Origin of the sequence: Methylobacterium sp. 4-46 (assembly GCF_000019365.1) — a bacterium.
GTDB lineage: Bacteria > Pseudomonadota > Alphaproteobacteria > Rhizobiales > Beijerinckiaceae > Methylobacterium.
On sequence record NC_010511.1, the window covers coordinates 1,245,503 to 1,271,456 of the forward strand.

The window sequence follows — 25,954 nt, forward strand, 5'->3', positions numbered from 1 at the left end:
CGTCCCGGCGGCATCCCCGCTTTCCCCAGCCCCGGCGCCCGCCCCTCCCGACAGGCTTAAGCGTCGCTTTACAGGGCCGGCCCTAGGGTCGGGGCCTTCGTATTGCGTAGCCGATCCGCCCGATGTCACGTCCCGCCGTCGACGCCCTGCCGGACCTCTCCGGCCTCCTCGAACTGGCGCAGGACCGCCGGCTCGACATGAAGCCCGTGCTGCTGCGGGTCCAGACGGACCTCTTCCGGGCCGCGCCCGTCCGGGATCCGGGCACGATCCGGGCCTTCGAGGCCCTGGCCTGCGGGCTGATCCCGACCGTGGATGCCGCTACGGCGGCGCTGGTCGCCGAGAAGCTCGCGCCGCTCGCGGACACGCCCGAGAGCGTGCTGCGGCTCCTCGCCGCCCACGGGGGCGAGGCGCGGGACGCCGTGCTGCGGCTGAGCCCGGTCCTGTCGACCGACCTCCTCGACGCCGCCGAGAACGGACCGGCCCTCGACGCGGTGATCGCCCGGCGCGGCGACCTCAGCCGCGCGCTGATCGAGGACCTCACCCTGCGGGAGGATCCGGCCGTCGACCTCGCCCTGGCGGGCAACCGGGGGGCGCGGCTCGACGGGCCGGCCCTGGCGCGCCTCGTCGCCCGCGCCCGGACGCGGCCGGACCTCGCGGCCGCCCTCGTCGCCCGCGACGACCTGCCGGCGGTCGACCTCGCCCCGCTCTACCTCGACGCGCCGACCGGCCTGCGGGCGCGGATCCGCGAGGGGGTGGCGGCCCGCGCCGCCCTGCGGCCCCTCGCCAGGCCGGCGCCGCGCGGCCTCGGGGAGGCCCTCAAGACCTTCGCGCTGCGCGGCGCGCGGGAGCGGGCGGAGGCGGAGCTCTCCGCCGCCCTCGGCTTCGCGGGCGTCGCCTGGGACTTCGCCGCGCCGCGCCGCCACGACCTCCTCGCCCTCGCGCTCAGGGCCGCCGGGCTGAGCGAGGAGGAGGCCGTGTTCCTGTTCCTGCGGCTCGATCCCGAGATCGGCCGCTCGGTCGAGGCGGTCTTCGCCCTGGCGAACCTGTTCCGCACGACGCTTCCCGCCACCGCCCGCGACCTCCTCGCGGCCATCCTCGGCGAGGAGCCGGCCGAGCGCGTCGCGGGCCCCGAGCAGCACCGGCCCCATCACGGCCCGGCCTCGCCGCGGCTGCGCCCGGCCGCGCCGGCCCTGCGCCCGGCCCTGCCCGAGCGCGTCCGGCGCTCGCAGACGAGGAGCGAGTAGGCGGGGGGCGCCGCGCGGGCGGCGGGCCGCCCTCAGCCCTTGGCGAGGTCGAGGAAGTGGCGGCCCTGCGGGTCGTCGATCTCGATGATCCAGAGGTCGGGGTCGAAGCGCATCTCCTTGGTGAGGCGGGTCTCGACGTCGGGGGGCATCGCCTCGGTCATCAGCGCCTCGAAGCGCCGCACGCCGTCGTCGTCCGCGGCGAACAGGGCCTGGGGCGCCGGGCCGTAGAGGTCGGCGCGGCCGTCGAGCCGATCCACCTTGACGAAGATCGCCCCGGCCTCCGGCGCGCCCCGCCGCCGCTGCACCGCGCTCACGCCCTCGACCGCGCAGCGGCGCAGGTGGGCGGCGACGAAGAAATCGGAGCGAAGGCGTGCCATCCGCGAGTCTCCCGGCCGGACCGCCCCTGCTACACAGGCCGGACCGCCGGGCCAACCGGGTCCGGGCGGCGCGGCGCCCCGCCGCCGCTCAGTCCGGCTTGAGGCCCGAGCGGCTCGCGAGTTCCTTTAGGGTGCGGGAGGCCACCTCCGGCGAGCCGGGCAGGCGGCGCTCGCGCTCGAACCGGGCGATGGCCGCCCGGGTGGCCGGGCCGGCGCGGCCGTCGACGGCGAGCGGGCCGTAGCCGAGCTTCACCAGGGCCTTCTGGGCGAAGGCGACCTGCGGGTCGGGGTGCGGCGCCTCGCCCCGGTCCGGGCCGGCCGGCCTCCGCGCCGCCGGCTTGGCCTCGGCCGCCCGGGTTTCCGGGGCGCGGAGAGCCGCGAGCTTGGCGGAGGCGGCCGGCGCCGCCTCTCCCCTCGGTCGCGGCGGGGGCGGCGGCAGGGAGGCGAGGGATTTCTGGCTGCCGGAGGCGGGCCGCGGCGGCGCGTCGTGCGGGGCGACCGAGGCGGTGACCTGCGCGTCGCCGCGGAGGATCTCGCCGATGCCGTCCTGCGGCGCCTCGGCGGGGTGCGGGGCGGGGCGCGGCGGGCGGGCGTCGGGCTTGGCCGCGGACTTGGTCGGGGCGTTGGCCGGGGATTTGGCCGGAGCCTGGGCGAAGAGGGGAGCGGGATGCCGGCCGTTCTGGAAGCTGAGGGCGTTCACCGCCACGGCGGCCGTGGCGGCGAGGGTCAGCAGCCCGCCGGCGATGGCGGCCGGATGGCGCAGCAGCGCCTCGAACCGGCCGCGCGGGCCCCCGGCCTCCGGCAGCGCCGCGGGCGCGGCGGCGGGCCGCCGGACCCGTGGCGCCGCGCCAGGCGGGCGCGGCACCGGCCGCGCCTCGGGCACGATCGTCAGGTCCGGGTCGCGGGGCCGGGCGGGCGCCTCGGGCATCGCCTCTCCTGCGCTGGAGCAATCCGGGCAGGAGGGTACGCGCGCACCCGTCTCGAATGTCCTAATCCCAAAAGCCCGGGATGCTGACGCACCGGGCCGTCGGCCCTCTCGAACCGTCGACACCGCGCCGAAGGCTTGGCGCGAGAGATGGCTTGGCGCGAGAAATGGCTTGGCGCGGAAGACGGCTTGGCGGCGATGCGAGAACGGAACCAGCGGTCATGAGAGATGACCGCTGGGATGACCCGCGGGCTCCGGGGTGGAGGCTCAGAACCGGTAGGTGAAGCCGCCCTTCACGGCGTGGTCCTGCGCCCGCGGCCCGACCTGCCCCGTGTAGGACACGTCGAGCGTCGCCCGCTCCGAGAGCCGCAGCGAGAGGCCGGCCCGCGCCAGGAGGGCGTCGCGGTCGATCGGGATGCCCGCCGTGACGAAGCCCGGCGCCGTCCCGAAGGCGAGCAGCGCGGTCGGCACCACGTCCCCGAAGGCCCGGCGATAGCCGAGCAGCCCGTGCAGGATCACCGGCGCGCCGAAGCCCAGGTCGAGGCCCGTCTGCGCCCGCATGCCCGCCGTCAGCGTCGGGATCTCCGCCGTCCGGGCGGCGCCGGTGAGGGCCCCCACCCCGCCGGTCTCCGCGAAGCGGTCGCGGTCGATGCTCACGGAGGCGCCACCCACGAAGGGCTCGATGAAGGTCGGGATGGGCGCGAGCGGATCCTTGCCCGCGACGGACGGCGCGCCGCCCAGCACGATCCTGTAGCCGATCTCGCCGAAGCCCTGCACCGTCGCGCCGCCGTAGCGCGCCGCCTCGGTCTCGGCCACGCCCGGGAAGGTCACGCTGCGGCGCGTGCGCAGGCTGTCCCCGGCATAGACCGCCCCGAGGCGCAGCGCGAACGGACCCGCCTCGTAGCCGCCGTACACGCCCCCGAAGCCGCTCTCGATCGTGCCCGACTGCACCCGGCCGGGCGTGTCGAGGCTCGTCGTCGTGTAGCCGCCCGCGACGCCGAGCGTGAGCCCGTTCCCCAGCCGCAGGTCGGCGCCGAGCACGAAGCCGGCCGTGTCGCGGCTCACCGCCACGGCGTTCCCGTCGCTGCGCGCCTCGCCGAAGGAGCCGAAGCCCTGGCCCCAGAGGCCGAAGACCCGCGGGTCGAGCACCCGGACCGGCACGGGCGCCGCCGGGGCGGCCCGCCCGGGCAGGTCGGCCGTGTAACTGGCCGGCAGGCTGCCGTAGTCGCGCACGCCCGCCTCGCCCCGGCGCAGGCGGTCGAGGATCGCCTCCCGCACGAAGAAGGCGGTCTCGGAGGCGGCGGAGACGCTGCTCGCGTGGATGTCGCCGCTGAGGGCCTGGAAGGCGCCGACCGCCTCCGGCGTGGTCAGCCCGACGGTGCGGGCCGTGACGGCGCTCGCCCCGCCGCTCGCCTGGATGCCGTTCGCCGCGGCGGCCTGGTTGCGGGTCCGGGCCACTGCCGCGAAGGGAACGTCGTTGCGGGTGAGCGTCAGGTCGACCTCGTTCGCCTGGTAGCGCAGGGTCGGGGTGAGGAAGGCGAAGTTGGCGGTGACGCCCGCGAAGCTGCCGCTCACCCCGCCGCCCGCCGTCAGGATCGGGTAGAGGGTGCGCGGGGCGTAGGTGCCGGCCTGGGCCAGAACCGCGACGGTGCCCCCGGCGAGGGCGGCGGTGCCGGTGGCGGCGAGGCGGTCGGCCTGCCCGGCCGCGTTGGCCTCGACCCGGTAGGTCGAGCCGGCCGCGAAGGCGACGGTCCCGGCGACGGTCAGGGTGCCGATCGAGGTGCCGGGCGCCACGGTGCCGCCGGCCTGGGCCACGATCCCGCCGACCGTGCCGGTGCCGCCGAGGAGGCCGCCGGCTCCGACCGTGACCGGCCCGCCGATCACGCCGTTCGCGTAGAGGGCGCCGGTATCGCCGATCGTCACCGCGGTGGTGAGGCGGTCGGCCGGGTCCATGCGCAGCGTGCCGACCACGTTGTCGAAGTATCCGGCGGCCGCGTAGAGGTCGAGGCGCGCCCAGTAGCTGAGCGGCTGCCCGTAGAAGGCTGCGAGCGCGGTGGTCTCGGTGTTGACCAGGATCTGGTTGATCGTGGCGGTGGCGAGGTTCCCGGAGAGGCCGCCATTCGGCGCGAGCGTCGCGGCCGCGCCGGTGCCGCCGTAGAGGGGCGCGAGGAGGATCGCGGCGTCCGGCCCGCCCGCCGGGGCCTGCTCGCGGGGCGCTTGGTCGAACGGGAGGGTGGGCAGGCCGTAGGTCAGGCGGGACTGGTAGAGCGCCTGATTGGCGGCCGAGGGCAGGTAGGGGGTGTTGGTCGTGTTGGCGGCGCCGGCGGCGCAGGCCGCCACGGAGGCGCCGCACTGGGCCGCGAGGTAGCCCTGGAGCTCGCCCTGGGCGCGCGTGAACAGGCCCGGCAGGTTCATCGCCAAGCCGGTGGTCGCGGCGTTGGCGACGTAGGCCGGGTTGGTGAAGGCCTGGGCGAGGTCGTAGGCCGAGAAGGCCCGCGACGCGACGATGTCGAGCGGGTAGTGGACGCCCAGCACGATGCGGCTGTCCGCGTATTCGGCGGCCCGGGACAGCATGCTGCGGTATTGCTGCGGCACCAGCATGGCGAGCAGGATTCCGTCCGTAAAGGCGTACTGCGTGTGCCCGCTCGGGAAGGACGGGTTGGTGGCGATGCCGTTGAGCGCCGTCGGGTCGAAGATCGCGTAGCGGCCGGGCGCGACCTGGATCGGCCGCGAACTGCCGTAGACGTCCTGGCCGGCCTGGGTGTTCGTCACCCCGTAGGCGAGGTCGTAGACGCTGTCGCGGGTGTTCGGCAGGCCGTTCAGGGTGGGCAGGGTGGAGCCCGCCGGCGCGACGGCCGGGACCGGCACGTAGTTCGCGGGCGTCGTGCCCGGGTTCGTGGCGGCGCCGTTCGCGAAGTAGTTCTTGGCGACGCCGAGATCGGTGCCCATCACCGAGTAGGCCGTGTTGAGCAGGGCGAAGGTCGCGGCGAGCGGACCCGTCGTGGCGGTGCTCGCCCGGATGCCGGCCTGGTAGAGGCTGCCGAGCTGCGGGCCGAGACCGCCGACCGGCTGGACCGGGTTCAGCGTGCCCGCGCCCTGGACCGCCTGGAGCGGCAGGCCGCCCGCGAGATTGTCGGCCGGCCCGAGAGTGACCGTCGTGCCGTTGGCGAGGGTGATGGCGGTGACGAAGGCCGCGCTGCCCGGCAGCGCCTTGTCGCTGATCGCGAGCTGCCTCTGCGCCGTCGTCGCGTTCTGGTTCTGCGCGATCGCCTGCGAGAGGTTGAGCTGAAGCGTCTGCCGGCCGACCGGGGTGCTGGCGAGCGACAGGAAGGGCGCCAGCAGGTTCAGCACGTTGACGTTGGCCGGCGTCGTGTTGACGGCCTGGGCCCGCGCCGCCCCGACTCCCATGATGGCCGTGATCACGGCCGCAAGCGAGACACCCGACAGGAACCTCATCCGGCTTCCCCAAAGTCATTCTGAGCGATGCTCTCGGCCGGGATGGTTAAGGTGCGGCAACGCGCGGGTCGCCGTCATAATCCGTCATAATTTCTGCCGCATCCGGACCGTGTCCGAACTGCCACGACTCGCGATGAGCCGGCGAAATATCTTTGTTTCGAATTGGTATCTCGGCATCCGCGGCGCTCGCCCGCGCGTTCTCCGCCCCGTGCGGTCGAGCAAGGCTGGCGCGATCGGGACCCCTGGGTCAGGGTTCCGCCCCGGGCGGGAGCAGGCGCGCCCGCGCGGCCCGGTGGGCCCGCCCCTTGCCGTGGAGGGGCCAGTAGCGCTCCATGGCCAGGTAGGTGAAGGAGGCCGACCAGCCGATCAGCAGGAGCCCGTTCAGGGCCTCGACCCCGGCGAGCAGCCGCGTGTGCGAGGCCGGAATATGGTCTCCGAAGCCGAGCGACGTGTAGGTGACCACCGAGAAGTAGAGGCAATCCTCGAACGAGGTGACCGGGACGCCCGCGAAGGCCCCGTGGCCGAGCCGCAGGACGAGCAGCCAGTACATCCCGGCGTAGATCCAGACCGCGATGGTGTGGCCCACGAAGGCGGCCAGCACCACGACCAGGATGCGGGCGCGCGGCGGCACCGGGAGGTCGGACAGGTGCTCGGAGGTGAGCCGCAGCACCTCGTAGAGCACCAGGATCGTGGCGACCACGAGGACGATGCTGGCGGTGATGGCGACGAGCATCCGGCAAGAATGCGGGCATCTTGGGCTGCCCGTCATTGACCTTGCTCAACCCGGCCGCATCATTGGCGGGCGGGTTGCGGCCCCTGCCCCGACCGCGCCTCCGCCGGGGCGGTCCCGTCGGCTCCCCCGGGTCCGGCCTCCTCCAGCAGCAGGGTTCGGACGTCGTTCAGGACGAGGGCCGGCTCGAAGAAGTCGAGGCTGTAGATGTTGCGGATGCGCCCCCGCCGGTCGATCAGGAAGGCGCGGAGGAGGTGGCCGAGCGCGCCGCCGGGGCGGCGGTCGAGCCGCTGGTCGTAGGCAGCGAGGATCGGCGCGAGGGCGTCCCGGTCGGGCGCCGTGAGGAAGGCCCAGGCGGGCGCCGCCGGGTCCGAGGAGCGCCACGCGGCCGCGAAGGCGCGCATCACCTCCGGCGTGTCGTGCTCCGGGTCGAAGCTCAGCGTGACGAGGCGCATCCGCCGCGACAGGTCCGCGTCCGCCGCGGCGAGGTCCTGCAGCCGGGCCATGTCGGCGCTGGCCAGGGGGCAGAGGTCGCCGCAGCGCGTGTAGATCAGGGCGAGCACGGTCGCGCGGCCGCGCAGCGCGTCCCGCAGCAGGTCCAGGCGGCGGCCGGTCTCGTCCAGCACGACGCCCCCGGCCGCCGGCCGGATCGGGGGCAGGCGGTAGCTCCCGGCCGGCGGCACCGGGAAGGAGGGGCCGGCCGCGGCGCCGGGCGCGGGCGGGTGGCCCTCGTGGGCCGCCGCGCCGAAGGCGGGCACCGCGACGGCGAGCGCCGCGGCGAGGAGCGGGAGCGCCGCCGGTCGCATCCGGGCTCAGTTCGTGGAGGGCGAGGCCGCCCCGAACGCCATCATGTGCGGGCGCCCGAGACGCTCGGCCGTGAAGTCGATCGCGAAGCGCGGCGTCAGCGCGGCGCCGTCCCAGGTATACGCCTTCAGGAACTGCTCGTTCTCGGCCCCCGTCTTGTCCCAGTTCGCCAGGAGCGAACTCGTGTAGTAGAGGCGTTTGCCGTCCCAGCTCTGCGAGACCATGTTGAGCTGCGCGCCGATCTTCTTCTCGTAGATCTGCCGCGGCCGGTGCGGGTCGGAGACGTCGAAGACGCGCGTGGTGCCGTCCATGAAGGTGTCCACGAACAGGGTGCGGTCGTCCGCCGAGAGGCTGATGTCGACCGGGAGCGGCAGCTTGGAGGGATCGCCGATATCGGCCACCGCCTCGGCCTTCCAGGTGCCGCGCTCATCCTCGTGGACGAGCCAGATCTTCGCCGTGAGGGCGGTCGAGGTGAAGGCGTAGGAGTGGTGCGGCCCCCAGGCCCAGCGGATCTCCAGGGGCACGCCCGGCACGTGCAGCACCGACCGGGGCTGCCGGGCGTGGAAATCCCACACGACCATGGTCTGGCCGAAGCGCTTCATGGCCTCGGCATCCGCCACGACCTCGGCGAGCGGGCGCATGTAGTTCTCGAGGCCCGTGAAGGACGAGGTCAGCATCACGTTGCGGCGCGGCAGCACGCGCGCGTCGTAGCCGTAGCCGTCGGCCCGGGCCTCGATCCGGGCGCCGTTCGGGGCCGCGTCGGTCGGCAGCCAGTGGGTCGCGATGTAGTCGCCGCCGTTGGAATACTCGACGAGGGCCGCCCGCCCGGTGCCGTCCCGGTTCGAGAGGCTCGGGATGAGCATGCGGCCCGGCAGCGCGTAGGCGCCGTGCGGGCCGGCCGCCCCGCCGCTCCTCTCGACGAAATCCTCGATCACCTTGACGAGGCGCGGCGTCCCGGGATCCGACGCGACGTCGAAGATGAAGATCTTGCTGTCGGACAGCCCGGCCGCCCAGAACTGGCGGCGGTCGTCGGTGAAGCCGCCGTGATGGGCCTCGTGCCGGCCGCCCACCGAGGCCGCGTGGATCGGCTTGCCGAAGGTCGGCGAGCCCTCGCGCGCGTCGACAGTGACGAGCTTGTCCGAGCCGTCGCCGAGCCCCTCGACGCCGAGCGTCCAGACGTAGACGAAATCCTCGACGCCGGTGATCTTGGCCATGTAGGGCGACTGGCAGGTCTCGTCGGCGAGGGCCGGCCCCGTCGCCAGCAGAAGGGCGGCGGCGCCCGCGCGCCACGCCGCGCGCACGCCGGACGGTCCCGAGTGGATCCTGCTCATGGATCTCTCCTCCCCGCCCCCTGCCCGCGCCGACATCCTCCCGCCTCGACCGGCCCGGACGGGGCGGCGGGGAGCGGGATCGTGGCGACACCTGTTGCGATCATGCTTCGCCAATTCGGCGGGGGTGTCAATCACGCGACCCGGGCCGCCGGGATCTCCCCCGGCCCGGGCCCGCGGACCGCTCACGGGTCCTCCTTGACGAAGACCACGACGGCGTTGGCCGGCAGGACCACCGCCGCCGAGTGCGGCAGTCCGTGCAGCGGCGGGCCGCCCGCCTCGATCGCGCCGGAATTGCCGGCGACCGCCGGATTGACCCAGCCGTCGTAGACGTCGCTGTTGAAGGCCTCGCGCCACGTCCCGCCCCGCGGGAACCCGAGGGCGTAGCCGTGCCGCGTGGCCTCCGCCAAGCTCGCGGCGACGACCACGTCCCGCCCCTGGCCCGGCAGCCAGCGATGATACGCGATGACGCGGTTGAGATTGTGGACGTGGAAGACGTTGATCTCGCCGCGGGTCAGCGCCGGCTGCGCCCGGCGCAGGCCGATCAGCTCGCGCGTGAAGCGCAGGAAATCCGCCATCGCCCGGTCCTGCCGCAGGCCGTCCCACCAGATGCGGTGGTCGGGATCGTCGGGGGAATCGCTCCAGAGCTTGTCCTCCAGGAACTCCTGACCCATGAACAGGAGCGGGATGCCGGGGCCGGTGAGGAGCAGGCCCGTCGCGACCCGCGAGCGGCTGCGCGCGTACCACGAGCGCGCGTTCGACGGATCGGCGGCGGCCGGGACGCGCGGGCGCCGGTCCTTCGCCTCGTGGGCGACGAGCAGGACGTCGTGGTTCTCCAGCATCTGGACCGCGCGCCAGCGCTGCGGGAGGCCGTTCCACGCCGCCAGGGCCTGCGCGACCGGGTCGAGGTTCACGTCCGCGTCGCGCCCGCCCGCCGCCTGGGCGAGCGCCTGCCGCACGCTCTCGCGCAGGCCCGCGTGCCAGACGAGGTCGAAGCCCGCGCCGCCCTCCGCCGCCGGGCGCACGCAGGCGGCCTGATCGGGCGCCCAGTACTCCGCGACCTGCACGGCCGAGGGCTTGGCGCCGCGCAGGGCCGCCGTCAGGTCCTGGCAGAAGGACCAGCCGCCGAACGCGTCGATGACGCTCACCTCGTCGTAGCGCAGCCCGTCGACGTGGAATTCCCGGGCCAGGAACACGGCATTGTCGATCAGGAACCGGCGCACCGGGGCGTTCCAGTACGCGAAGACGAGGCCGCCCGCCCAGCCCCGGTCCGTGAAGTAGAGGCTGTCGTTGTTGTTGCCCTGCGGGACCCGGTCGAAGAAGTACAGGCTCTCGTCGCCGAAATCACCGCCCGCGTGATTGTAGACGACGTCGAACAGCACCGCGATGCCGTGGACGTGCAGCAGGTCGACGAACAGGCGCAGCTGCCCGGCGGCGTCCCGGATGTCGGCCGCCGCCACGGGGGCGTGGCCGCGCGCGGCCAGGAGGGCGTTGGCGCGCCGCAGGGAGGGGCCGAGTTCGGCCTCCGGCACCGCATAGGTAAATTCCGGCGAGAAATAGTCGGTGCCGTTGTAGCCGAGGCTGAAGGCGGTCGGGAATTCCACGATCGGCAGCGGCTGCACGGCCGTGACGCCGAGCTCGGCGAGGTAGGGGATCCGGTCGATCGCGTCCAGGAAGGTGGCGACCCGGCCCTGGCGCCGGTCCGCCCCCGCCGCGTCGACGGCGAAGAAGGTCCCGACATGGAGCTGGTAGATGATCAGGTCCTCGTAGGCCGGCGGGCGGAACCCCGCATCGTGCCAGGGATAGGCCGCCGGATCGGTCACCACGCAGTTCCAGTCCGGGGCGACGATCTCGCGCGCGTGAGGGTCGCGCTTGTATCCCCGCGAGCCCGGCCCGTCGACGTAGAACTTGTACTGCGCGCCCGCGCCGACGCCCGGTACGAAGCCGGCCCAGCAGCCGGAGGGATCGCGCACCAGCCGCTGCGCCTCCGCGCGAGGAGACCAGCCGTTGAACGAGCCGGTCACCCACACGCCGAGGGCGCGCGGGGCCCAGCACCGGAAAGTGCAGCCGCCGGGCCTCGCCGTGGCGCCCATCGGCGTGTCGGGACCGATGTGAGTCTGGCTGGCGGGCATGGGACCGTCCTCGCTTCGCTCGCCTCCCCCGATTCGGTCGCGTGCCGCCGTGTTCGGCGGTCATGCCGAATTCCTCTCACGCACACGCTCAGTGTCTCGCCCCGCTCGGGGCCGGAAGATCGCGCACGCCGCACGACAACCCGCATTCAACAGGCGGATGCGGCGAAGCGGATGGACTACGCAAGACAAGGATGTCTGTAACTCCCTTATAGGCGAAGCGCCTCGATTGAGAAGGCCGATGATCCGGCCGCGTCGGAAATTTCGGTCGGCGTTCCGGCCGGACAAATCCGGGCGGATCTGGCGCCGCGACGGTCTCTGCCGGCCCGATCGCTGGCGGGCGGCGACCTTCCTCAGCTTTCGACCGGGAGAATGTCCGCGTCGCGCTCGCCCTCGTCCCGCCTCGCCCGACGGGCGTTCCCCCTCCGCCCGGCCGGGAACCGGCCGCGGGGCGGCGCCCGGCCCGGGCGGCTGCCAAGAGCGGCTGCCAAGAGCGGCTGCCAAGAGCGGCTGCCAAGAGCGGCTGCCAAGAGCGGCTGCCAAGAGTAGCAGCCAAGAGTACCAGCCAAGAGCAGCGGCAGACGAGTCGCGGGAATGCGGCGTCACCGGGGCTGCGACGCCCTCGCTCGCCCTGATTTATTCTCATTCAAATCTGTGCGGCGGCGCGAGATGGGGGTTTCATCTTGCGCGACCGGCCCGGCTCCCGGTAGCTGGGCCGGAACAGGGGCTGCCCCGCCCCGGTGCGCGGGAGCGCCCCCGGGGCGCCCGGCCACGGGGTCCGCGCCGGAGCGCCGGCCCCTCGCGCGAGGATGCCACGGATGGACGAACTGAACGGACGGATGCTCGGCGTGCAGATCCTTCTCACCGGCGTCATCGCCCGGATGGCCGGCGAGACGCGCGACCCGGTGGGGTTCCTCAGCGAATTCCGCGACGAGATCCGGGCGGTGGTCGGGGGCGTGCGCATCGCGGGCGCCGCCGACGAGGGGCGGGTGCGGGCGAGCGCCCTGGCGGCCGTCGACGAGCTGTTCGCCCTGATGAAGCCCCCGAGCCGGGAATGAGGGCGCTCGACCGGAGTGCGGGCCGTCATCCCGCCCGTTTCGGGAAAGGTTCGGGTTGTTGCTGCCTTGCAACAATACAACCTTAAATGGCAATCTTTCAGCGGATCCGGCCCCGGCGCCCTCCCGGCGACGCAGCAAGGCCCTGATCGCACAAGGGGAAATCTCGACGCCAGCGAGATCCGCAGATCATTCTTGGAAAAAGTCTAATCAGGGACTCTACCTCTGCGTTAGATCGCTGCGATTGCTATAATATTCCTTATTATAATTCCAAACTACGGCGATTGACTGGAAAATTATCCTGCCTTTTTTAGCTTTCATGTCCGGCCCGAGGCGTGGCGCGGCATCCATACAGGGGGCACCATCCGTGAAGCGGCCGAAGCCAGTTCCGCATCTCCGGCGTCGGGCCGGTCACAGCCATCCGACGATGCTGGCGGATCCGAAGGGCGCGGTCGGCGTGGCGTGCGCGGTCGCCGTGGGGTCGGTCGGGACCGCCCAGGCCCAGCAGGCGCCGGCCGCGGCGCTGCCCCCGCTCAACGTCGATGCCCCGATCGTCCGGCCGCGCCCGCCGGCCCCGCAGCCGACCAAGGCGCAGGTGAAGGCCCGCACGGCCCTGCGCCAGGTCGTGCGCGCCCGGCAGGTGGCGGCGCCGCCCGTCGCGGCGCCCGCGCCCAGCCCCGCCGCGGGCGGCGCCGCGGCCCTGGCGCAGCTCGACGTGGGCGGCAGCCCCTACGCGGACCCGGCCGCGCCCTACAAGGCGGACCGCCTCGCCTCCAACCGCTTCACGCAGCCGATCCTGAACACGCCGAAATCGATCACCGTGGTGACGCGGGAGGTCCTCAACGACAAGAACGCGACGAGCTTCCGCGACCTCGCGCGCACCACCGCGGGCGTGACGCTCGGCACCGGCGAGGGCGGCAACGCCTTCGGGGACCGGTTCTTCATCCGCGGCTTCGACGCGCGCAACGACGTCTTCATCGACGGCATCCGCGACCCGTCGGTCAGCGTGCGCGAGAACTTCTTCACCGAGCAGATCGAGATCCTGCGGGGGCCCGCCTCGACCTTCGCGGGCCGCGGCACCGCGGGCGGCGCCGTCAACATCGTCACCAAGCAGGCGGGCTTCGCGGATTTCGTCAGGGGCGAGGGGCAGCTCGGCACTGACGCGACCCGGCGCGTCACCCTCGACGTCAACCAGGTGATCAGCCCGGCCCTGGCCGTGCGTGTGAAACGGCCTCTACCAGGAGGCCGGCGTCGCGGGCCGCAACTCCGTCTACGACGACCGCGCCGGCGCCGCGGTGGCCGTGACCCTGAAGCCGGCCGACGGCTGGACCTTCACGGCGAACTACTTCCACACGGACCTGGACAGTCTCCCGGATTTCGGCGTGCCCTTCAACGTGCGGGTGCGCCGGCCCTTTACCGAGAGCATCGTCCCGCGGGACACCTATTACGGCTTCGTCAACCGCGACTTCTACCGCGTCCAGCAGGATACCGGCACCCTGACGGCCGAGTACGCGCCGTCCGACGGCATCAAGCTGAGCAACCGCTTCCGCGCCGCGCATTCCGTGCTCGACTACGTCGGCACCCTGCCCCAGGCGCCGGTGATCCCGGCCAACGGCAACCTCGCCGGCACGACCCTGACCTTGAGCCCGCAGAGCCGCTACCAGACCGTCGACGTCGTGGCGGACGTCGCCGACGCGACCTTCAAGTTCGCGACCGGGCCGATCCTGCACACGGCCGTGATCGGCAGCGAGATCAGCCGCGAGAATGTCGGCCGCGACACCTATGCGGGGCTGCGCTCGGAACTGTCGAGCGCCGGAACCGGCGGCACCTTCACGGGCACCGGCAGCCTGACCGGCGTCAACATCCTGGCGCCGCCCAACCTCCTGCCCTTCGCCCGCAAGCCCTACCGGGCCGGCAACCCGACCACCATCCCGGTCGACACCAAGGCGGCCTACCTGATCGAGACCGCCAATTACGAGGACGTCGTCCTCCTGAACGGCGGCGTCCGCTACGACGATTACAACGTCTCCTCGACGAGCGGCACCAGCACGGTGCGGGCGCATTCGGGCCTGCTGAACTACAATGTCGGCCTGACGGTGAAGCCGCAGCCGTTCCTGAGCCTCTACGGGGCCTACGCGACCTCGTCGAACCCGGTCGGGGCCGAGCTCGACGCGTCGAGCTCGGCCTATGGCGGCCTCAGCCCGACCGCGACCGTCAACCAAGTGTTCGGGCCGGAGCTGAACACCGCCGAGGAGGTGGGCGTCAAGGCGGAGCTGTTCGACCGCCACCTGCTCGCGACCGCGGCCCTGTTCCGCACCACGAAGGAGAATGCCCGCGAGACCGTCGGCACGGGCGCGGCCGCCACCATCGTGGCGGACGCGGCCTACCGCGTGGAGGGCGTCGACCTCGAACTCGCCGGCAAGATCACCGACCGCTGGAGCGTCTTCGGCGGCTACGTGATCATGGACACCAAGGTCACCAAGAGCGCCAATCCGGCCACCATCGGCTACCGGCTCGCCAACATCGCCCACCGCTCCTTCAGCATGCTGACCAAGTACAAGGTCACGAACTGGCTCGAATTCGGCCTGCAGGCGGTCAACAATTCCCGCATCTCCGGCGGCACGCTCGCCTCCAACAACAACGTGCTGCCCTCCTACTGGCGCTTCGACGCCTTCCTGGAGGCGAAGGTCAGCGAGAACCTGACCGTGAAGCTGTACGGTCAGAACCTGTTCGACCGGAAGTACTACGACGCCTTCTATCGCAGCGACGCGCCCTTCACCTTCATCGCCCCGGGCCGCAGCGTCTACCTCATCGCGCAGGCGAAGTTCTGAATCATGCTGGTCTGCATCCCGGAGGTCCTGAGCAAGGACGAGGTCGCCGAGTTCCGCCGCATCATGGACGCGGCGGAGTGGGAGGACGGCCGCGCCACGGCCGGCGCGCAATCGGCGCTCGTGAAGCGCAACGAGCAATTGCCGCCCGACGGCGAGGTGGCGCGCCAGCTCGGCGCGCGGGTCGTGCGGGCCCTGCTCGCCAACCCGCACTTCGTCTCGGCGGCGATCCCGCTCCAGATCTTCCCGCCGCTCTTCAACCGCTACGGCGAGGGGCACCATTTCGGGATGCACGTCGACAACGCCGTGCGGGGCGATCCCCTGACGGGGCTGCGCATCCGGACCGACCTGTCCGTGACGCTGTTCCTGGCCGAGCCCGACGAGTACGACGGCGGCGAATTGGTGGCCGAGGACTATTACGGCACGCAGGAGGTGAAGCTGCCGGCCGGGGACCTCGTCCTCTACCCGTCCTCCAGCCTGCACCGGGTCACCCCGGTGACCCGCGGCACCCGGGTGGCCTCGTTCTTCTGGCTGCAGAGCATGGTCCGCAGCCCGCAGGCGCGCAGCCTGATCTACGACCTCGACGGCGCCATCCAGGGTCTCGCGGCGGAGCTGGGCCAGGATCACGCCGAAGTCGTCAGGCTGGCGGGGATCTACCACAACCTGATCCGCACATGGGCCGAGGTATGAGGGCGAGGGACGAGAGGATGAGGGGCAGAGATCCGAGGGAGCGCGCCGCGCCGCGCCGGCGGCGGGCGTCCGCGGCCTTCCGCGCCGGGCTCGGCGCGTGGCTGATCCTGGCCCTGCTCGGCCTCGCCGGCGCCCCGGGGCGGGCGCAGCCGCAGGGCGCCGCCGCGCCGCCCGACGCGGCCGCGCCCGCTCCGGCGGCCGCGCCCGCTTCGGTGGCCGCGCCCGCTTCGGCGGCTGCGCCCGCTTCGGTGGCCGCGCCCGCTTCGGCGGCGCCGGCCGAGGCGCCGCCCGCGGCCGCCGAACCGGCCCGCGCGCCGCAGGCGGACCGGGCGGAGCCCGCCGCCCGGCCGGCCGCCGCGGCGCCGCAGATCCACGACCTGTCGCCCTGGGCGATGTTCCTGAATGCCGACATCCTGGTGAAGATCGTGATGTCCGGGCTCGCCCTCGCCTCGGTGGTGACCTGGACGATCCTGGCCGCCAAGACGGTCGAGCTCGGCCTGGCGCGGCGCGGCCTCGGCCGGGCCCTCGGCCGCGTCGCCGGCGCGGGCAGCCTCGCCGAGGCCGAGCGGGAGCTCGGCGGGCGCGACACCGTGCTCGACCGGCTCGTGGCGGCCATCCTCGACGAGGTGCGGATCTCGCGCGGCCTCGGCGAGGGCATCAAGGAGCGCGCCGCCTCCCGCTGCGCGGAGATCGTGAAGGCGGAGGGCCGCACCGCCCGCCGCGGCATGGGCGCGCTGGCGACGATCGGCGCCATCTCGCCCTTCGTCGGGCTGTTCGGCACCGTCTGGGGCATCATGAACAGCTTCATCGGGATCGCGAGGGCCCAGACCACCAACCTCGCCGTGGTGGCGCCCGGGATCGCCGAGGCGCTGCTCGCCACCGCCATCGGCCTCGCCGCGGCGATCCCGGCGGTGATCGTCTACAACCACTTCGCGCGGGCGACGCGCGGCTACGGCGAGCTCGTCCAGCGGGCCTCCGGGGCCGCCCAGCGCCTGCTGTCGCGGGATCTCGACCGCGACGGCGAGGCCGGGCGGCGCCTGTCGCTCGCCCGCGCGGCCGAGTAGCCGGGAGGCCCCGATGGCGGTCGCACTGGGCGGCGACGAGGACGACGGCGACGATTTCGGCGAGGCGCACGAGATCAACGTCACCCCGTTCATCGACGTGATGCTCGTCCTCCTGATCATCTTCATGGTGGCCGCGCCGCTCTCGACGGTCGACCTGCCGATCGACCTGCCCTCGTCGAGCGCCCTGCCGCAGAAGAAGCCCGACAAGCCGACCTACGTGACGATCAAGGCGGATCTCGCGGTGGCGATCGGCGAGACGCCGGTCAAGCGGGTCGACCTCGCGCGCACCCTCGACGGGCAGGGCGACGGGCGAAAGGACCGGCGCATCTTCCTGCGCGCCGACCGCGCCGTGCCCTACGGCGAGATGATGGACGTGCTGGAGATCCTGCGCGCCGGCGGCTACCTCAAGGTGGCCCTCGTCGCGCTGGAGGGAGCGCCCGGCGCGGATGCGAGGGGGGCCGGCGGCGCGCCCCCCGCGCCGCGATGACCGGACCGGCTCGCGGCGAGGCCGCGATCGGGCGGGTGGGGCGGACGGCCTGGCCGATCTGGCTCGCGGCCGGCGCCTTCGTGCTGGCGCTGCACGCGAGCGGCCTCGTCCTCGCCCTCGGCGCGGCGGTGCCCGACGAGTCCGACGACCTCGGCGCGAGCGCGCTGGAGATCGGCCTGGAGATGGCCGCGCCGCGCCGCGAGCCCTCCGACCTGCCGCCCGGCCCCGAGGCGGAGGAGGCCGCGGCCGCGCAGGCCATGGTCCAGCAGCAGGCGACCGAGACTCCGACCGAGCTGCCGAAGGCCGTGCCGACCGAGGCGGAGGATCCCGACCGGATCGTCTCGCCCGACGCGACGCGCAAGCCGCAGGAGGACAAGCCCGAGGTCAAGCGGACGGAGACGAGCGCCTCGCAGGACTCCGTCGCCTCGGAGGCGGCCGCCGTCCCGACCTCCGAGACGATGCGGGAGGCGCCGCGCTCGACCGCCCCGGTGCTGGGAACGGGCGAGAGCGCGCGGCGCGCCCGGGTGACCTGGCAGAAGCAGCTCCTCGCCCATCTCGACCGGCACAAGCGCTACCCGAGCGGCGCCGCCCAGGCGACCGGCCAGGTGACGGTGACCTTCGTGCTCGACCGCCTCGGCCGCGTCGCCTCGGCCTCCGTCAGCGCGGGATCGGGCGACGCGGCGCTCGACCGCGCGGCCCTGGCGATGATGCAGCGCGCCGATCCGGTCCCGCCGCCGCCGCCCCTCGTGGCCGACGAGGGCCTCACCTTCGCGATCCCGGTCGTGTTCCGGGCGAAGAAGGGCAAGTGAGGAGAAGGGCACCTGAGGGCGGGACCGCGCGCCCCGCGCCCGTGCGGGCCCGCGCGGCCGCACCGCAGGGGGAGATCCGGGAAGGAGGGCCCCTCACAGCCCCAGTCGCTCGAGGGTGCGCGGATCCTCCCGGCCGCCGTAATAGAGGTCGAGGGCCGCGCGGAACCCCGGCTCGGTCGGCGCCGCGCGGGAGAACAGCGTCATGCTGGAGCGGAACTTCATGTCGTCCGGGGAGCCGAACAGGTCCTGCGCCGTGCAGCCGGTCAGCGCGGTCGCGGCCGCGGTGCAGCGGCGCAGCCGCTCGCCCAGCAGGGGATGGGCGAGGTAGGCCCGGGCCTCCGGCAGACCGCCGATGGCGTAGCGCTGCGCCATGGCGCTGGATCCGAGCCCCGCGACCTGCGGGAAGATGAACCACATCCAGTGGCTCCGCTTGCGCCCGGCCGTCAGCTCGCGCAGGGCCTGATCGTAGGTGCCGCGCTGCGCGGCGACGAACCGCGCGAGATCGTAGGGATCGTCCATGCCGGGCCTCCGGTGCGGAGCGGCGCCGCGATCCCGCGCGCCGCGACACCCCGGGCCAACCCGCGAGGGCCCCCCGGCGATCCGCCGCCCGCCCGGCCGGACGCGGTCTCCGGTTCGCGCGCCCCGCCGGGAGGGGCCGGACAGCCGCGCGGCGAGGTCCCCGCCGATCCCCTTGCCACCAGTTTCGCCACGGCCCGCAGGATCAGTGTCACGACATTTCTCGTTACCCAAGATGTCGTTCCCTGCAAGGACGCCCGCTCGGCCGCGATGTCCCGCAATTGCGACCCCGATCGACTCGCACGGTTGCGGTCCTGTTCGTGCCTCGACGGTGCGGACCGGGCCGGGCGGCTGCTCCCCAGCGGTGACCGACTATGGTAAGGAGCGGCGATTGCCCGCGATGCACTGCTCCATCGGGATCGCTCGTTTCGAATGGCCAATGGGGAGCCACGGATGGCCGACACGGGGGATCCGGCTGGGCCGGCCGAGGGGATCGCCCGCAGCACGCTCGCGATCCTGGCGGCCGACGTGGTGGGCTACTCGCGGTTGGCCGAGATCGCCGAGGAGGACACCCACACCCGGCTGCGCGCGCTCCGGGTCCGCACCATCGATCCCTGCGTCGTCTCCTTCCGGGGCCGCATCGTCAAGAACACCGGCGACGGCCTGATCGCGTCCTTCGACTCGCCGCTCGACGCGGTCGCCTGCGCGATCCAGCTGCAGGACGAGGTCGCCGCCACCGAGCGCGCCCAGCCGGGCGAGCGCAGGATCCGGTTCCGGATCGGCGTCAACGTCGCCTCCACGATCGTCGATTCCGGCGACGTGTTCGGCCGCGGCGTCAACATCGCGGCGCGCCTGCAGGAGATGGCGCCGCCGGGCGGCATCATCATCTCCAAGCCCGTCTTCGACGCGGTCGCGCCGCGCGCGCGGATCAAGGCGGTCGATCTCGGCCCGACCCACCTCAAGAACATGGCGACGCCGGTGCGCGCCTATTCGGTGCTGGGGCACCAGCCCGACACCGACCCGGCGGCGCGGCCGCTGCGCCGGCTGAAGGCCAAGGTTCCGTCGATCGCCGTGCTGCCCTTCCGCACCGAGGGGCGCGAGGCCGGCTCCGACTACATCGGCATGGGACTGGCCAACGACCTGATCGTGGCGCTGCAGAGCGTGCGCGGGCTGCTGGTCATCTCGCGCAGCTCCACCCTGCCCTACCAGGGCCGGGGCGTCGACCGCAGGCGGGTCAGCCGGGAACTCGGCGTGCGCTACGTGCTCAGCGGGTCCGTGGCGGTCAACGGGGCGAGGCTGCGGATCAACGCCAGCCTCGCCGACCAGGAGACCGGCGTCGTGATCTGGGCCGACCGCTACGACGGGTCGACGGCCGACATCTTCGCGCTGCAGAGCCGCATCGCCACCCGCATCCTGTGGAGCATCGCCCCCCACGTCCGCGAGGCCGAATTGAAGCGCGCGCTGCGCAAGCGCTCCGAGAACCGGAACGCCTACGAACTCGTGCTGCAGGCGGTCGACGCCATGTACCTCATGCGCAGTCCCGAATTCCCGAAGGCCCGCGAACTCCTGCAGGACGCGATGCGGGCGGACGAGACCTACGCCACCTCCTTCGCGTACGCGGCCCTCTGGCACATCCACAACGTGGCGCAGGGCTGGGCCGCCGACGTCGGCTCCGAGGCCGAGGAGGCCACGCGCCTCGCGGTCGCCGCCATCGAGCGCGACCCGGCGGACGGCTTCGCGCTCGCGGTCTACGGCCACACCAAGGCGCTCTTCTTCCGCGAATACGCCAACGCGATGCTGATCTTCGAGCGTGCCCTCGAAGCCTCGCCCGGCAACGCGATGGCCTGGACGCTCAGCAGCGGCGTCTACGGCTATGTCGGACAAGGGGAGGCTGCCGTCACCCGTGCGGAGCAGGGGCTGCGTATTTCCCCAGTCGACGTGCAATCATACTTCTATCTCATGTTTCTTGGTCAGGCTCATTATCTCAGTAGAAACTACGAAGAGGCGCTGATCTGGGCGCAAAAAACCTTTTTGCTCAATCCGAGGCTCTGCGCAAATTTGAGGATTCTTGCGGCAACACTGGTTGCTCTGGAGAGAATTCCGGAAGCCAATCTTGCCGCCCGGGCGATCCTCTCGGTGCAGCCGGCTTTTCGCCTGAGAGCTTACGCGGCAAGGTGTCCTTTTTCAGGAATTCTGCTAGAAGAATTCATCGACAGGCTGGAGCGGGCCGGGCTGCCGCACGCATGACCGGAGCCGGCCCCCGGGCGGATCGGAGGGGGTAATGGGAGGCAACTGGTTCGACGCGCTGGGCGGCAACTGGATCAGCCCCATGGGCGGCAACTGGGTCGACGCGGCGGCCTCGCCCGGCCCGCAGGTCTTCGCCATGCGGGCCGACCGGCCGCTGGCGGAGATCCCGGTTCAGGCCGACCTCACCGCCACCTTCCGGGCCTCCGAATGGGATCCCGACCTGATCGCGCTCGCCATCCTGCCGCAATTCATGAAGGCGAAGGTCGGCACCAAGACCTGGGACGCCGCGATCGCGCTGCCGGCGCCGGCCGCCATCACCCAGCCGATGATCGACGACCTCCTGCTCCTGGCGATCACCGAGCGGCCGGACGCGCTCCCGGAGATCGTCCAGCAGCACCAGAACTTCCAGACCTGCTGGCTGCAGCTGCTGAACATCAGCAGGGCCTCCCATCCGCAGACCTACCTGCTGATGAAGCTGATCGCGCGGTGCGGCGAACTGGCCATGATGGTGCTGAAGCTGCGCCACCCGGCGCGGCCGCGGCCGTCCCAGGTCTGCCCGACGCTCTACCCCCCGGTGCCGGTCCCGGGCCACTCCTCCTACCCGGCCGGCCACGCCCTGATCGGGAGCTTCACCTCCGCCTGCCTGGCGGAACTCTTCCCGCCCCCAGCCCAGGCCCAGGCCCAGGCCCTGACCGCGCTGGCCGCGCGGGTCGGCTTCAACCGCGTCATCGCGGGCCTGCACTTCCGCCAGGACGTGGATGTCGGCCTCGACGTCGGCCTGCAGCTGAAGCCCTTCATCAAGCAGTGCCAGCTCTACAAGGACACGCTGGCGGCGGCGCAGGCGGAATGGGCCTGAGCCCGCAGCGCCGAAGCGGTCGCCGCTTCGGCGCAGGAGGCTCTCGCGGCGAAGAGGGGAGGCGTCCGTGGCGCGCAATGTCCCGCATTCCGGGTTCCGTCGCGTTCTCTGGGAGAGGCCGAGCGATCCGGCCCTGGTGCGGGCCGCCGAGAGCGTGGCGGCGCGCGAGCCGCCCGACCGCTGGCTGGACGCCTACCGGGTTCCGGACGGGGTGAGGCTCGACCGCGCGTTCGGGGCGATCCCGATCGGCCCGGGAGCGGGGGCGCGGGAGATCTCCCCCCTGTCCCTCGACCCGCGCCGGTCGGAGCGGTTCCTGGTGCGCGCCATCATCCCGGTGCCCGGCTCCGGCGAGATCCCCGCCACGCTCGACGGCGGCGCGGTCTCTTCCGACGCCGAGGTCGGCACCACCCTGACCTGCGGCAGCAGCCGGGCGGTCGGGACCGAGGCGGACGTGCGGACGCGGCTCGACACCGCCCTGCTCGCCCAGAACGGGCTCGACGGCAGCGGCGTCGCGATCGCCATCGTGGATGGCGGCATCTCCCTGGCGCGGCTCGCCGCGCGGCTCGGCACGCCGCCGCTCCTCGACGCCGGCCAGTCCTGGTCGCCCACGACCATCGTCTCCGTGCCGGGCAGGCACCGGGTCGGGCACGGCACGATGTGCGCCTTCGACGCGCTGATCGCGGCGCCGAAGGCCACCCTGCTCGACGTGCCCGCCCTCGCCGCCCGCTCGGCCGGCGATCACTCGGCGGCCGGGACGGTCGGGGCGGCGATCCAGGCCTACTGGTTCCTGATCACCCGCTGGCTGCTCACCGGGCCGCCGGCCGGCCTCGCGGCGCTCGTGGTGAGCAACAGCTGGGGCATCTACCACCCGAGCCTCGACTTCCCCCAGGGCCATCCGGGCCGCTACGTCGACAACCCGAACCATCCGTTCCGGTTCTACGTCCGCGCCCTGACGCAGAGCGGCACCGACGTCGTGTTCGCGGGCTCGAATTGCGGGCCCGAATGCCCGGCGGCCCCGTGCCTGCAGCGGGTGCAGGGCGCGATCATGGGCGCCAACGCCTATCCGGAGGTGCTCACGCTGGCCGCCTGCACGACCGCCGGGGACCGGCTGGGCTACTCCGCCAAGGGTCCGTCGATCGCCGGGATGACGCCGCAGAAGCCGGACGTGACGGCCTACAGCCACTTCCTCGGCTCGCTCAGCCGGAGCCGGTTCACGCCCGACGGCGGGACCTCGGCGGCCTGCGCGGTCGCCGCCGGCTGCGTCGCGGCGCTCCGCACCCGGGCGAAGCCGGCCACCACCTCCGCCGCCGCGATGGCGCAGGTCCTGCGCGCGACCGCCCTCCAGACCGGGCCCCCGGGGTGGAACGCCGAGCGCGGCCACGGCGTCCTGCGGCCCGTCGAGGCGGGCCGCAGCCTGGGGCTGATCCCCTGACCCGGCCGCGGGCCGGGCGACCCCGGCCCCGCCTGATCCCAGCGGTCATGGGACATGACCGGCGGGTCCGTTCTCGACTCGTCGCCGAGCTGCCGGCTTGGGGCGCGCAATCGAGAGGGTCGACGGCCCGGTGCGTCGGCATCCCGGGCCGTCGGGATCACTGCATGGTGGGCATCACGAAGTCGGCCCCCGCCCGGATGCCGGTCGGCCAGCGGGTCGTGATCGTCTTGAGGCGGGTGTAGAACCGGACGCCCTCCGGCCCGTGCATGTGGTGGTCGCCGAACAGCGACGCCTTCCAGCCGCCGAAGGAGTGGAAGGCCATCGGGACCGGGATCGGCACGTTGATGCCGACCATCCCGACCTCGATCTGGTGGGCGAATTCCCGCGCGGCGTCGCCGTCCCGGGTGAAGATCGCCGTGCCGTTGCCGAATTCGTGCGCGTTGATGAGCTCCGCCGCCGTGGCGTAATCGGGGACGCGGGCCACGGCGAGCACCGGCCCGAAGATCTCCTCCTTGTAGATCCGCATCTCGGGCGTGACGCGGTCGAACAGCGTGCCGCCGACGAAGAAGCCGTTCTCGTAGCCCTGGAGCGTCAGGCCGCGCCCGTCGACGAGGAGCTCGGCGCCCTCGGCGACGCCCTGGTCGATGTAGCCGCGCACCTTGTCGAGGTGCTGGCGCGTGACGAGCGGCCCCATCTCGGCCTCCGGATCGGTGCCGGGGCCGACCTTCAGCGCGCGCACCTTCGGGACCAGCCGCGCGATCAGCGCGTCGGCGGTCTTCTCGCCCACCGGCATCGCCACCGAGACCGCCATGCAGCGCTCGCCCGCCGAGCCGTAGGCGGCGCCCATCAGCGCGTCGACCGCCTGGTCGAGGTCGGCGTCCGGCATGATGATCATGTGGTTCTTGGCGCCGCCGAGCGCCTGGGCGCGCTTCCCCTGGCTCGTCGCGGTCGCGTAGATGTGGCGGGCGATCGGGGTCGAGCCGACGAAGCTCACCGCGTTCACGCCGGGGCTGAGCAGGAGCGCGTCGACCGCCTCCTTGTCGCCCTGCACCACCGAGAAGACGCCGTCGGGCAGGCCCGCCTCCCGCAGCCACTCGGCGAGCAGCAGGGCGGCGGAGGGATCGCGCTCGGAGGGCTTCAGGATGAAGCAGTTCCCGCAGGCCAGGGCGACCGGGAACATCCACATCGGCACCATGGCCGGGAAGTTGAAGGGCGTGATGCCGGCCACCACGCCGAGCGGCTGGCGCAGGGAGTGGGAATCGACCCGGGTGCCGACATTCTCGGTCACCTCGCCCTTGAGGAGCTGCGGCGCGCCGGTGGCGAATTCCACCACCTCCATGCCGCGCAGGATCTCGCCCTTGGCGTCGGAGAGCACCTTGCCGTGCTCGGCGGTGATCACGGCGGCGAGCGCGTCGGCGCGCGCCTCCAGGAGGCCGAGGAACCGGTTGAGGATGCGGGCGCGGCGCAGGGGCGGGGTGGCCGCCCAGGCCGGGAAGGCCGCCCGGGCGCTCGCCACCGCCGCCTCGACCTCGTCGCGGCTCGCGAGCGCCACCGCGCCGGTCTGCTCGCCGGTGGCCGGGTTGAAGACGGGCGCCGTCCGGCCCGAGCGGCCCGGCACGCGGGCGCCGTTCACGAAGTGGTCGATCGGGGAGATCATGGCGGGGGTGCCTTCCTGTCCGGCCCGCTCCGGGCCGCCTGTTGACGGGCTGTTCTGGGCCGACAAAAATCGCGGCTCAATGGCAGATCCCGCCCAACCGTTGTGCGGAGTTTCGCGCCCCTGGGGGGCACGCCCGTGCGGGTCGCGCCCGGACGGGTGGTGCCCGTGAGCCGGGAGCGCCGATGAACTGGGACCACCTGCAGGTCTTCCTGGCGGTCGCCCGCTCCGGCCAGATGCTGGAGGCCGGCCGCCGGCTCGGCCTCAACCACGCCACGGTGGCGCGCCGGATCGAGGGGCTGGAGGCGGCGCTCGGCGCCACGCTGTTCCACCGCCGGCCGCACGGCTCCGTGCTGACCGAGGCGGGCGAGGGCCTCGTGCCGGTGGCCGAGCGGATCGAGGCCGAGGTGCTCGCCGCGACCGCGCGGCTGCGGGCGCAGGAGGCCGAGCCGACCGGCACGGTGCGGATCGGGGCGCCGGACGGGCTCGGCAACCTCTTCCTCGCCCGGGAACTCGGCCGGCTCGCCCGCCGCCACGCGGGGCTGATCATCGAGCTCGTGCCGCTGCCGCGCTCCTTCTCGCTGTCGCGGCGGGAGGCGGACCTCGCCATCGGCCTCGACCGGCCCAGCCACGGGCGGCTGATCCTGTCGAAGCTCTCCGATTACAGCCTCGGCCTCTACGCGGCGCGCGACTACCTCGACCAGGCGGGCGCGCCGGCCGGCGAGGCGGACCTGGCCGCCCACCCGGCGGTGATCGGCCTCGACGACTACGCCTACGCCTCGGCCCTCGACTACGCGGCCTTCCTGCAGGACCGGGCGCGGCGGGTCTTCCGCTGCGCCGGGGCGGTCGGGCAGCTCGAAGCGGTGCGGGCCGGGGCGGGCATCGGCATCCTGCACGATTTCGCGGCCGCCGGCTGCCCGGACCTCGTGCGGGTCCTGCCCGGGATCCAGTTCCGGCGGACCTACTGGCTGATGTCGCATCCCGACAGCCACGAGGCGCGCCGGGTCGCCGCCTGCCGGGACTTCATCACCCGGCGCTTCCGGGAGGAGCGCGACCGCTTCCTGCCGCGCCGGTCCGCCGGCCCGGTCCCGCCGGACGCGCCCTGACCAGGCGCAGCGCTGCCGAGGCCGGTCTCCGCCGCTCGGGTTCTCCGCCTCTCGGGTTCTCCCCCTCTCGGGTTCTCCGCCGCTCGGGTTCTCGGCCTTTCGGGTTTTCCGCCTTTCGCTGCCGCGCCCATCCGGCAGGCGCGCGCGGCCCGGCGCCCGCCCGAGGGAGGTCGGCCCACCCCAATCCTGCCCGTCGCGGCCCTACGAGCAAACCGGG

At 73.2% G+C, this 25,954-nt stretch carries 20 protein-coding genes and 1 pseudogene; 12 read left to right on the forward strand and 9 right to left on the reverse strand.

What is annotated here, in order from left to right:
* Positions 1 to 122 precede the first annotated feature (122 nt).
* Entirely contained in the window at positions 123 to 1,244 is a 1,122-nt protein-coding gene (locus M446_RS05345; protein ID WP_012331065.1) for a DUF2336 domain-containing protein, read from the forward strand.
* A gap of 32 nt (positions 1,245 to 1,276) precedes the next feature.
* Here the strand turns inward: M446_RS05345 and M446_RS05350 are convergent, their stop codons facing one another.
* The 7 genes from M446_RS05350 to M446_RS05380 form a co-directional block, all read right to left on the reverse strand.
* On the reverse strand, positions 1,277 to 1,621 hold the full coding sequence (locus tag M446_RS05350) for a DUF1491 family protein (RefSeq protein WP_012331066.1): 345 nt from the start codon (positions 1,619 to 1,621) through the stop codon (positions 1,277 to 1,279).
* 88 nt (positions 1,622 to 1,709) lie between these two features.
* Positions 1,710 to 2,549, reverse strand: coding sequence for a peptidoglycan-binding domain-containing protein (locus tag M446_RS05355; protein ID WP_012331067.1), 840 nt, complete (start codon positions 2,547 to 2,549; stop codon positions 1,710 to 1,712).
* A gap of 264 nt (positions 2,550 to 2,813) precedes the next feature.
* A complete protein-coding gene (locus tag M446_RS05360) occupies positions 2,814 to 6,002 on the reverse strand; it encodes an autotransporter domain-containing protein (RefSeq protein WP_012331068.1) in 3,189 nt (1,062 codons plus the stop codon).
* A 247-nt stretch (positions 6,003 to 6,249) separates the two neighbouring features.
* Entirely contained in the window at positions 6,250 to 6,735 is a 486-nt protein-coding gene (locus M446_RS05365) for a potassium channel family protein (RefSeq protein ID WP_012331069.1), read from the reverse strand.
* Between the two features lie 59 nt (positions 6,736 to 6,794).
* Positions 6,795 to 7,538: an SCO family protein gene (locus M446_RS05370; RefSeq protein WP_012331070.1), complete on the reverse strand. Its 744-nt coding sequence runs from the start codon at positions 7,536 to 7,538 to the stop codon at positions 6,795 to 6,797.
* Between the two features lie 6 nt (positions 7,539 to 7,544).
* Positions 7,545 to 8,867, reverse strand: a complete 1,323-nt coding sequence (locus M446_RS05375; protein ID WP_012331071.1) for a selenium-binding protein SBP56-related protein — start codon at positions 8,865 to 8,867, stop codon at positions 7,545 to 7,547.
* A gap of 182 nt (positions 8,868 to 9,049) precedes the next feature.
* Positions 9,050 to 10,996, reverse strand: a complete 1,947-nt coding sequence (locus tag M446_RS05380; RefSeq protein ID WP_012331072.1) for an alpha amylase C-terminal domain-containing protein — start codon at positions 10,994 to 10,996, stop codon at positions 9,050 to 9,052.
* Positions 10,997 to 11,811: 815 nt separating this feature from the next.
* Between M446_RS05380 and M446_RS05385 the strand changes: the two genes are divergently transcribed.
* From M446_RS05385 to M446_RS05410, 7 genes and pseudogenes are all read left to right on the forward strand, one after another.
* Entirely contained in the window at positions 11,812 to 12,051 is a 240-nt protein-coding gene (locus M446_RS05385) for a hypothetical protein (protein WP_012331073.1), read from the forward strand.
* Positions 12,052 to 12,475: 424 nt separating this feature from the next.
* Positions 12,476 to 13,081: pseudogene (locus M446_RS39445) on the forward strand (TonB-dependent receptor plug domain-containing protein); the annotation flags it as partial.
* Between the two features lie 262 nt (positions 13,082 to 13,343).
* Entirely contained in the window at positions 13,344 to 14,879 is a 1,536-nt protein-coding gene (locus M446_RS39450) for a TonB-dependent receptor (protein ID WP_322597454.1), read from the forward strand.
* Between the two features lie 3 nt (positions 14,880 to 14,882).
* Positions 14,883 to 15,566 carry a Fe2+-dependent dioxygenase gene (locus M446_RS05395; RefSeq protein WP_012331074.1) on the forward strand — a complete coding sequence of 228 codons (684 nt, stop codon included), beginning with the start codon at positions 14,883 to 14,885 and terminating at the stop codon, positions 15,564 to 15,566.
* A 17-nt stretch (positions 15,567 to 15,583) separates the two neighbouring features.
* On the forward strand, positions 15,584 to 16,630 hold the full coding sequence (exbB, locus tag M446_RS05400; RefSeq protein ID WP_012331075.1) for a tonB-system energizer ExbB: 1,047 nt from the start codon (positions 15,584 to 15,586) through the stop codon (positions 16,628 to 16,630).
* Between the two features lie 13 nt (positions 16,631 to 16,643).
* Entirely contained in the window at positions 16,644 to 17,117 is a 474-nt protein-coding gene (gene exbD, locus M446_RS05405; protein WP_012331076.1) for a TonB system transport protein ExbD, read from the forward strand.
* Positions 17,114 to 17,926 (forward strand): TonB family protein, encoded by an 813-nt coding sequence (locus M446_RS05410; RefSeq protein ID WP_012331077.1) that lies wholly within the window; start codon positions 17,114 to 17,116, stop codon positions 17,924 to 17,926. Before exbD ends, M446_RS05410 begins: the two co-directional genes overlap by 4 nt.
* Positions 17,927 to 18,019: 93 nt before the next feature.
* On the opposite strand, the gene M446_RS05415 is transcribed toward M446_RS05410, so the two are convergent.
* On the reverse strand, positions 18,020 to 18,445 hold the full coding sequence (locus M446_RS05415; RefSeq protein WP_012331078.1) for a DUF1810 domain-containing protein: 426 nt from the start codon (positions 18,443 to 18,445) through the stop codon (positions 18,020 to 18,022).
* 450 nt (positions 18,446 to 18,895) lie between these two features.
* Between M446_RS05415 and M446_RS05420 the strand changes: the two genes are divergently transcribed.
* The 3 genes from M446_RS05420 (at position 18,896) to M446_RS05430 (ending at position 22,977) form a co-directional block, all read left to right on the forward strand.
* Positions 18,896 to 20,689: an adenylate/guanylate cyclase domain-containing protein gene (locus M446_RS05420; protein ID WP_012331079.1), complete on the forward strand. Its 1,794-nt coding sequence runs from the start codon at positions 18,896 to 18,898 to the stop codon at positions 20,687 to 20,689.
* Positions 20,690 to 20,723: 34 nt separating this feature from the next.
* Positions 20,724 to 21,545, forward strand: coding sequence for a phosphatase PAP2 family protein (locus M446_RS05425; RefSeq protein WP_012331080.1), 822 nt, complete (start codon positions 20,724 to 20,726; stop codon positions 21,543 to 21,545).
* A 67-nt stretch (positions 21,546 to 21,612) separates the two neighbouring features.
* Positions 21,613 to 22,977, forward strand: coding sequence for a S8 family serine peptidase (locus M446_RS05430; RefSeq protein ID WP_012331081.1), 1,365 nt, complete (start codon positions 21,613 to 21,615; stop codon positions 22,975 to 22,977).
* A 157-nt stretch (positions 22,978 to 23,134) separates the two neighbouring features.
* Here M446_RS05430 and M446_RS05435 read toward each other — a convergent pair whose 3' ends face one another.
* Positions 23,135 to 24,634, reverse strand: a complete 1,500-nt coding sequence (locus M446_RS05435; RefSeq protein WP_012331082.1) for a CoA-acylating methylmalonate-semialdehyde dehydrogenase — start codon at positions 24,632 to 24,634, stop codon at positions 23,135 to 23,137.
* A gap of 182 nt (positions 24,635 to 24,816) precedes the next feature.
* On the opposite strand from M446_RS05435, the gene M446_RS05440 reads away from it, so the two are divergent.
* Positions 24,817 to 25,737, forward strand: a complete 921-nt coding sequence (locus M446_RS05440; protein WP_012331083.1) for a LysR family transcriptional regulator — start codon at positions 24,817 to 24,819, stop codon at positions 25,735 to 25,737.
* Positions 25,738 to 25,954: the final 217 nt, after the last annotated feature.

Excerpts from the sequence above, each read along its gene's own strand:
- M446_RS05425 (WP_012331080.1), top strand. The coding sequence starts at position 20,724 with ATGGGAGGCAACTGGTTCGACGCGCTGGGCGGCAACTGGATCAGCCCC.
- M446_RS05385 (WP_012331073.1), top strand. The coding sequence starts at position 11,812 with ATGGACGAACTGAACGGACGGATGCTCGGCGTGCAGATCCTTCTCACC.
- M446_RS05360 (WP_012331068.1), bottom strand. The coding sequence starts at position 6,002 with ATGAGGTTCCTGTCGGGTGTCTCGCTTGCGGCCGTGATCACGGCCATC.
- M446_RS05350 (WP_012331066.1), bottom strand. The coding sequence starts at position 1,621 with ATGGCACGCCTTCGCTCCGATTTCTTCGTCGCCGCCCACCTGCGCCGC.
- M446_RS05375 (WP_012331071.1), bottom strand. The coding sequence starts at position 8,867 with ATGAGCAGGATCCACTCGGGACCGTCCGGCGTGCGCGCGGCGTGGCGC.
- M446_RS05370 (WP_012331070.1), bottom strand. The coding sequence starts at position 7,538 with ATGCGACCGGCGGCGCTCCCGCTCCTCGCCGCGGCGCTCGCCGTCGCG.
- M446_RS05440 (WP_012331083.1), top strand. The coding sequence starts at position 24,817 with ATGAACTGGGACCACCTGCAGGTCTTCCTGGCGGTCGCCCGCTCCGGC.
- M446_RS05415 (WP_012331078.1), bottom strand. The coding sequence starts at position 18,445 with ATGGACGATCCCTACGATCTCGCGCGGTTCGTCGCCGCGCAGCGCGGC.
- M446_RS05435 (WP_012331082.1), bottom strand. The coding sequence starts at position 24,634 with ATGATCTCCCCGATCGACCACTTCGTGAACGGCGCCCGCGTGCCGGGC.
- exbB (WP_012331075.1), top strand. The coding sequence starts at position 15,584 with ATGAGGGGCAGAGATCCGAGGGAGCGCGCCGCGCCGCGCCGGCGGCGG.
- M446_RS05395 (WP_012331074.1), top strand. The coding sequence starts at position 14,883 with ATGCTGGTCTGCATCCCGGAGGTCCTGAGCAAGGACGAGGTCGCCGAG.
- M446_RS05410 (WP_012331077.1), top strand. The coding sequence starts at position 17,114 with ATGACCGGACCGGCTCGCGGCGAGGCCGCGATCGGGCGGGTGGGGCGG.
- M446_RS05380 (WP_012331072.1), bottom strand. The coding sequence starts at position 10,996 with ATGCCCGCCAGCCAGACTCACATCGGTCCCGACACGCCGATGGGCGCC.
- M446_RS05365 (WP_012331069.1), bottom strand. The coding sequence starts at position 6,735 with ATGCTCGTCGCCATCACCGCCAGCATCGTCCTCGTGGTCGCCACGATC.
- M446_RS05355 (WP_012331067.1), bottom strand. The coding sequence starts at position 2,549 with ATGCCCGAGGCGCCCGCCCGGCCCCGCGACCCGGACCTGACGATCGTG.
- M446_RS05420 (WP_012331079.1), top strand. The coding sequence starts at position 18,896 with ATGGCCGACACGGGGGATCCGGCTGGGCCGGCCGAGGGGATCGCCCGC.
- exbD (WP_012331076.1), top strand. The coding sequence starts at position 16,644 with ATGGCGGTCGCACTGGGCGGCGACGAGGACGACGGCGACGATTTCGGC.
- M446_RS05345 (WP_012331065.1), top strand. The coding sequence starts at position 123 with ATGTCACGTCCCGCCGTCGACGCCCTGCCGGACCTCTCCGGCCTCCTC.